Here is a 6,374-nt window from a genome sequence, read left to right on the forward strand (position 1 = left end):
CCCTATCGCATTATGTACGCGATTGCGCCTATCTTCCCCAAGGTGCGATCGCCTTTGCCGCGTCGGTGTATGCGAGCGCGTTTCTCTTTCCCAAGGTGCGATCGCGTGTATCTTGTCCAACGTGCGATCGCACCTGCCTAAAATCAAGCCCTCAGTTCCTCTAACACCAACACTTCCAACCCAGGTAAAGAAGGTCAACGTGAATCATTAGTCAAAAAAAACGAAGCACCTTGGCGAATTGCTGTAGCCATTTGAATTGCATCAGGCGTTCTCAAATTGTAAGTTGCCCGGAGCTGTGCAGCGATTTCAGCAATAGCTGGAGAAACTTCGATGGTTGTCAAACCTTCTTCATCCGATAGAATGTCACGATATTGTTGAGCTAGTATACTGTTCCCTTGTCGCAGAGGATAAACTAGCACTTCTAACAAAGTTATCACCGAGGTTACAACCCTTAACTCCCCGCGCACCATCGCCTCAAAGAAAGCGTCAGTCATCTCCAAGTAAGCCGGATTTTCTTCTATAAAGTAAATCAGCGGCGCACTATCCAAACCAACTACTTGCCCCTGTAACTGGGCTATCCATTCCATGAGTCTCGTTCCTGATTGACATATTCTTGAGCATCAATGCCATTCCAGATTTCTTTCCCTAACCCTCGCAACTCCAGGATGCTACGTTTGGGCTTAGGTGTCACCGTAAGTCGTTGACGAATTGAGCTGAACAAGTCTTCTATCAGCCGCATTTGTTCATCAGGAGTAAGATTTTCAGCTAGACGACGTACTTCATGATAAGTAGACATATACTTTCTCTTGTAATGCTCTTGCCCTAAGTCCAATATACAGAGAGCGATCGCCTTTGTAGTGTCGGTGGATGTGATCGCGTCTATCTTCCCCCATGTGTGATCGCGAAGCGTGGCTTTTAGCTCATCGCTACCCTCTCAGAAACCGTGCGTTTGGATGCGCGGACGAAGCTACTCAATCCCAAGTGGTATGAGGGGATGTTGAGTCATGGCTATGAGGGAGTGCGGGAACTCTCAAAGCGGTTCTTTGATAGTCTCAAATAACTAATGTCCTAACTTTAATGCGTAGTGCTATATCTTGCACTTTTTGTCAAATCCTGCAACGGAACCAGCGCTCTAATGCCCTAGATCTTTGCGTGCCTGTTGGCGCAGTTTAAGGGCGCGTGAGTGGTTGGGTTGAAGTTCGAGTGCCTTATCTACGGCAACGATCGCTTCGTCCCAACGTCCGAGTTGCCAGAGGGCTTCTCCTTTAGTACTCCAAGCGTCGGCAGAATTGCGATCGAGGTCGATCGCTTGTTCTGATGCCCAAAGCGCCTCCTTATAGCGATCTAACGATTGGAGCACCATACCTCGGCTCACCCAAGCTTCAGCAAAATTGGATTTGAGTATGATGGCTTGCTCGAAGAGTTCTAGGGCTTTAGTTAGGCGCTTTTGGTGCTGGTAGGCATTGCCTTTGCCCCACATGGCTTCTGGGTATTTGGGCTTGAGGTCAAGGGCATCATTACAAGCTACCATCGCCTCGGAAAACTCCTCCAGTTTGTTCAGACAGTAGCAGCGACCGCCATAGGCTTCGGCAAACTTCGGCTTAAGCGCGATCGCTTGGTCGTAAAATTTTAGAGCTTCCTTGTACTGTCCAGCTTTCTTAAGACGCTCTCCTTCCTTGTGGAGCTCTTCAGCCGTCAGCTTGCGCTCAGGAGGTTTGGGCATTGCCAGTTTAGTCGGCGTCGGAGTCGGACGTTCAGCCAGCGCACCGCTACGGTTGACAGCTCGACCTGCAAACTGGGGGGAAAGTACAGTTTTGGTAACAACGAAGGTTACACCTACAGCCGTTACGACAGCCAGCCAAGGCCAGAGTCTCGCCCACTGCCTGTGGATTAACGCTAGTGTGGTATGGATCGGGACTCTTGTTTCCACAACAGGCACAGAGGGTTCGATCTCAGACAAAGATACCGTTGTATCCTGACTACTCGCTGAAGACTCAACAGGAGTTTCTGTTGGCACCCAAATGTCAGTTTCCCCTTGATTGACCTCCAACTCCGTCGGTTCCTCCGCCGAGGCTCGATCAGTCAAAGACGGTTGCGCTGCTGTAGCGGGTGACGTGTCCCTTGCTTCAGACAACCCCGAAGTCAATGATAGAGAGTCTTGACGCGCATCGAGTAGAGTTTGCAGTGCTGCCAAAGCATCAGCAGCGGTTGGGTAGCGATCGCGGAAATCATAACGTACCATCTGATCCAGAATACTAGCCAGTTCTGGTCTGACATGGGGGGCATGTTCACGCCAAACGATTTCGCCCGTTTCGGGGTCTTCCCCCATCCGCTTCGGGTGAACCCCACTCAATGCCTGAATGCCCAGCATCCCGACAGCATAGACATCACTGCTAAAGCGAGGATTTCCCGCTAATTGTTCGTTGGGCATATAGCCCTTCGTTCCGATGGAAATGGTTAAATTCGTTTCCCCTGTTTCAGGATTAACAACCTGACTGCTGACTAGCTTTACCGCACCAAAATCAATCAGCACAATTTTGCCGTCACACTGACGGCGAATCAAATTGGGGGGTTTAATGTCACGGTGAATAACTTGTTGCTCGTGGACAAACGTCAGAACCTGTAAAATGTCTTGCAACAAATCAAGTACTTGAGACTCCGTCCAAGGCTTACCCTTGGCTAGGTCTTTGGTTAGCGCCTCTCCTTCAATGAATTCCTGAGCCAGATAAAACTCTTCATGGTCTTCAAAGTGTGCCAGCAGGCGGGGAATCTGCTCATGACTACCGAGTTGATACAGGACTTCTGCTTCCGTGTCGAACAGACGCCTCGCCATAGCCAGCGTTTCAGGTTCGCTCGTCTGAGGCTTGAGCTGTTTGACCACACATTGAGGGTGACCTGGAAGATGTAAATCTTCTGCCAGAAAGGTTCGACCAAACCCCCCTGCTCCTAGCTGACTAATGATTTTGTAACGTCCACCCAGGGGTTTTTGGGGGTTTTTTGGTAGAATGTCTTGGCTCATGTTGAATTGGCCTACTCGAAGTCCTCACCGTCAAGCCAGTTAAGCGTTACAGATTCTAGCTTTAGGTCTGAGGAATTTTTAGGGTTGGCTTTGTGAAAAAAAATTTCTTTCCATAGTCGCAATGAAGATGGTGCCAGTTCATCTCTACTCAGAAGTACTGGCAACCAGAGGAATTGAGGTAAAAACTTTTAAATGCCGTTGATGATTCTTCATAAGCTTTTCGGGGCTCCTTAGAGTTATGAAGTAGAGGGAGAGAGACGCCTCACGCATGAATTTAGGGGCAAGAAGCGAGGATAATCGCCGTTGATTCTCCTGCCTGTCTATAGACAGGGGTTTTAGACTATTTGTGCCCTTGAATGTTACTGATGGTTAAGACTCTATGCGCCAAACTCCTCACGAAACCCTGATATGAAGCGCAGTTATCCGCTCTCTTTAAGCTGTAAGCCTAGTAGCATTATGGCAGTGTTTACACCGTTTACTGCCATTTTCTAGAGCGAAGAGTTCTCTCGTTAGTCTACCTATGCCTAGGATACTCCTTCTCGTGCTCATTGCCACTTTCATAACTGCCTTACCTGCCCTTGCGGAAAACTGGGCTTTAGTCACTCGCGATGACCAGGGAACAGATTACTATATTGATACAGAATCCGTGGAAGAACAGAATAAAAATGTCACTTATTTGTTTTGGCGGATGTCTGTCCGAGCTAAACCGGATGAAAAGGGGATAGTAGCAGAAAAGACATTTGTCTCGATGAGCTGTCCGCTGCGGGCGTGGCGACGAAAGGCGGAAGCTAGCTTCAATGCTCAGGGAGAACTCGTGAACCGTGAGGAATTTGGCGAAGCTGAACCCCTGCAATTCTTTAGGGATGGTACAGTAGGCGAAAAATTATGGAAGTTTGTGTGTAAGTGAGGCTTAGAAGACTTACCAAAGATTTGCAGGATGCGATCGCAAGGCGTAATTTTGATGGGTTGGTAGTTGCGCTTTAGCACTAAATCATAACTACGAACTCACACAACGCCTGACTTAAGCCTTGACAACCTCATAAGCTGCCGCGCATTTAAGCAAGCCTAGAGTCAACAGCTGGGATGCTTACCCGCATTGGGTTTTTCCATTTCAAATTTTGAATTTTGAATTTTAAATTGCTTAGGCGTAGCCATTTGGGGTGATGTGAGGTTGAGGATTTCCCTCTACCTTGGTGGAATCGAGACCTTGAATTTGAAGATTATGATTTACCCCGCTCCAGAACCACAAATTCCCACACCAGAACCAGCGCCCTTACCCTCGCCCAATCCTGAACCGACACCAGAACCAGCGCCTGTACCCGAACCTGTACCGGGCACCATTCCTCAAACCGTTCCGGGGCCTGTACCAGAGCCTGTACCTGCACCCATTCCCCAGCCTGCGGTACCCCAACCTGTACCGGAAATCGTGCCGTCTCCCATTCCTCAAACTGTACCTGGAACGATTCCCCAAACCATTCCTGGAGTCCAATAAAATTTAAGATGGTTTAGTCTTCATCTAAATCCCTGATCTAACTCCTAATCAAACTGTCATGCTAAGAGCCGGAATTGTTGGACTGCCTAACGTGGGCAAATCCACTTTGTTTAATGCCTTGGTTGCCAATGCCAAGGCGGATGCTGCTAACTTCCCCTTTTGCACGATTGAGCCGAATGTCGGCGTCGTGGCAGTGCCGGATGAGCGGCTGCAAGTTCTGGCCAAAATTTCTGCCTCGGAGCAAATCGTGCCGACTCGTGTGGAGTTTGTCGATATTGCGGGTTTAGTCAAGGGTGCCAGTCAAGGCGAAGGGTTGGGGAACCAATTCTTAGCCAATATCCGGGAAGTGGATGCGATTGTCCATGTGGTGCGCTGCTTTGATGACGATGACATTATCCATGTCTCGGGTTCCGTTGACCCGGTGCGAGATATTGAGGTTATTAATCTGGAGTTGGCTTTATCCGATTTAGCGCAGGTCGATCGCCGAATTGATCGTACCCGAAAACAGGCTCGTACCAACAAAGATGCTCAGATTGAACTGGGTGCTTTGGAAAAGTTGAGTGCAGCGTTGAATGAAGGCAAACCAGCGAGGCAGGTGAGTTTAACGGAGGAAGAAGCGGAGTCGGTAAAGGTGTTGGGACTCCTGACAGCTAAGCCGGTGATTTATGCCGCTAATGTGTCTGAAGATGACTTGGCGAGTGGGAATGACTGGGTAGAGCAAGTGCGGCAAGTTGCTGTGACAGATAACGCCCAAGTTGTAGTGGTTTCGGCTCAGGTGGAGTCTGAATTGGTGGAGTTACCGGAAGAGGAACGAGGAGACTTTCTCGCGTCTTTAGGGGTTGAAGAAGGTGGGTTGAAATCCCTCATTCGTGCGACTTATGAGCTTTTGGGCTTGCGGACTTTCTTAACCACTGGCCCCAAAGAAACCCGCGCTTGGACGATTCAGGCGGGAATGAAAGCACCTCAAGCAGCGGGGGCAATTCACACGGATTTTGAGCGGGGATTTATTCGGGCTGAAACCGTTGCTTACAATGACCTTGTTGCTACGGGTTCGATGAATGGGGCGAAGGAAAAAGGTTTAGTTCGCAGTGAGGGCAAAGAGTATGTAGTGCAGGAAGGGGATGTGATGTTGTTCCGGTTTAATGTTTAGGAAAGATTCACCGTTTAATTGAATTCCGCTAACGCCATAGTGAGCGATAGTTCATATATGCGGCGGGGTTCGGGCACGATATTATCGTTCCCCTACAAACGGTTTGTTGTAATCCATTGAAGAGGGATTTGATTTGGCGCTCACATAGCCTGTATGTAGCGCGATCGCACCTCGACATCCCATTGAATCAGGCGATCGCATAGCCTGTATGTAGCGGGATTACCTAGTGTGTGATTGTCAGCGAGATCGCATAATTGTCTCAGTTTATGGAAAAGAGCGATCGCCTTCCACACTTTTCATGGCTCGACGGTGTCAGTGAAGCATCCCGTAAGAGCTATCGCATCTTGTGGATTAGACCTCTTGTATAAATCCTGGGATGTCCCCTAAATCCCCCAATTTTGGGAGACGTTGAATTCAGGTTCCCCCCACCCCTCTCGTTCTCCCCTCTTAGGGGAGAGGACAGAGGACGAAGCCTTTTTTTATTGGGGGCTAGGGGGGCGAAAATTGACTTTCACAAGAGACATTCATGAGCGTACCGCTCACACTCCAGGATGAAAGGAGACTTTCAAAACAGGTCTATTGATTTGGAAGCGCTCGCTATGAGTGACGAAATTCGATCACTTCTAACTCAATGAAGGAGAAGCGATCGTTACAAGCATAAAAGGGTCATGAACGCTTTAAAAAATATCCTTCATTTGTTTTTTGTAACTATC

General features: G+C 48.7%; 6 protein-coding genes and 1 pseudogene. 4 read left to right on the top strand and 3 right to left on the bottom strand.

Translation table 11 applies throughout. The features are described from left to right. Positions 1 to 194 precede the first annotated feature (194 nt). Positions 195 to 587, bottom strand: a complete 393-nt coding sequence (locus V6C93_RS02225; RefSeq protein ID WP_333475010.1) for a type II toxin-antitoxin system VapC family toxin — start codon at positions 585 to 587, stop codon at positions 195 to 197. Next, on the bottom strand, positions 575 to 796 hold the full coding sequence (locus tag V6C93_RS02230) for a hypothetical protein (protein WP_333475011.1): 222 nt from the start codon (positions 794 to 796) through the stop codon (positions 575 to 577). Before V6C93_RS02230 ends, V6C93_RS02225 begins: the two co-directional genes overlap by 13 nt. 126 nt (positions 797 to 922) lie before the next feature. Between V6C93_RS02230 and V6C93_RS38705 the strand changes: the two are divergent. Then, a pseudogene (locus tag V6C93_RS38705) lies at positions 923 to 1,054 on the top strand (cobaltochelatase subunit CobN); the annotation flags it as partial. 78 nt (positions 1,055 to 1,132) lie between these two features. Here V6C93_RS38705 and V6C93_RS02235 read toward each other — a convergent pair. Then, on the bottom strand, positions 1,133 to 3,019 hold the full coding sequence (locus tag V6C93_RS02235) for a serine/threonine-protein kinase (RefSeq protein WP_333475012.1): 1,887 nt from the start codon (positions 3,017 to 3,019) through the stop codon (positions 1,133 to 1,135). Between the two features lie 541 nt (positions 3,020 to 3,560). Between V6C93_RS02235 and V6C93_RS02240 the strand changes: the two genes are divergently transcribed. The 3 genes from V6C93_RS02240 (at position 3,561) to ychF (ending at position 5,661) form a co-directional block, all read left to right on the top strand. After that, positions 3,561 to 3,926 (top strand): surface-adhesin E family protein, encoded by a 366-nt coding sequence (locus tag V6C93_RS02240; RefSeq protein WP_333475013.1) that lies wholly within the window; start codon positions 3,561 to 3,563, stop codon positions 3,924 to 3,926. A gap of 315 nt (positions 3,927 to 4,241) precedes the next feature. Further along, positions 4,242 to 4,511: a gamma-aminobutyric acid A receptor, epsilon-like protein gene (locus V6C93_RS02245; protein ID WP_333475014.1), complete on the top strand. Its 270-nt coding sequence runs from the start codon at positions 4,242 to 4,244 to the stop codon at positions 4,509 to 4,511. A 58-nt stretch (positions 4,512 to 4,569) separates the two neighbouring features. After that, positions 4,570 to 5,661, top strand: a complete 1,092-nt coding sequence (ychF, locus tag V6C93_RS02250; RefSeq protein WP_333475015.1) for a redox-regulated ATPase YchF — start codon at positions 4,570 to 4,572, stop codon at positions 5,659 to 5,661. The last annotated feature ends 713 nt before the right edge of the window (positions 5,662 to 6,374 follow it).

Source organism: Allocoleopsis sp., from assembly GCF_036703385.1.
Classification (GTDB): Bacteria; Cyanobacteriota; Cyanobacteriia; order Cyanobacteriales; family Coleofasciculaceae; genus Allocoleopsis.

What these genes read in the sequence shown, in the direction of transcription:
- V6C93_RS02225 (WP_333475010.1), bottom strand. Translation starts at nt 587, where the DNA reads ATGGAATGGATAGCCCAGTTACAGGGGCAAGTAGTTGGTTTGGATAGT.
- V6C93_RS02230 (WP_333475011.1), bottom strand. Translation starts at nt 796, where the DNA reads ATGTCTACTTATCATGAAGTACGTCGTCTAGCTGAAAATCTTACTCCT.
- V6C93_RS02235 (WP_333475012.1), bottom strand. Translation starts at nt 3,019, where the DNA reads ATGAGCCAAGACATTCTACCAAAAAACCCCCAAAAACCCCTGGGTGGA.
- V6C93_RS02245 (WP_333475014.1), top strand. Translation starts at nt 4,242, where the DNA reads ATGATTTACCCCGCTCCAGAACCACAAATTCCCACACCAGAACCAGCG.
- ychF (WP_333475015.1), top strand. Translation starts at nt 4,570, where the DNA reads ATGCTAAGAGCCGGAATTGTTGGACTGCCTAACGTGGGCAAATCCACT.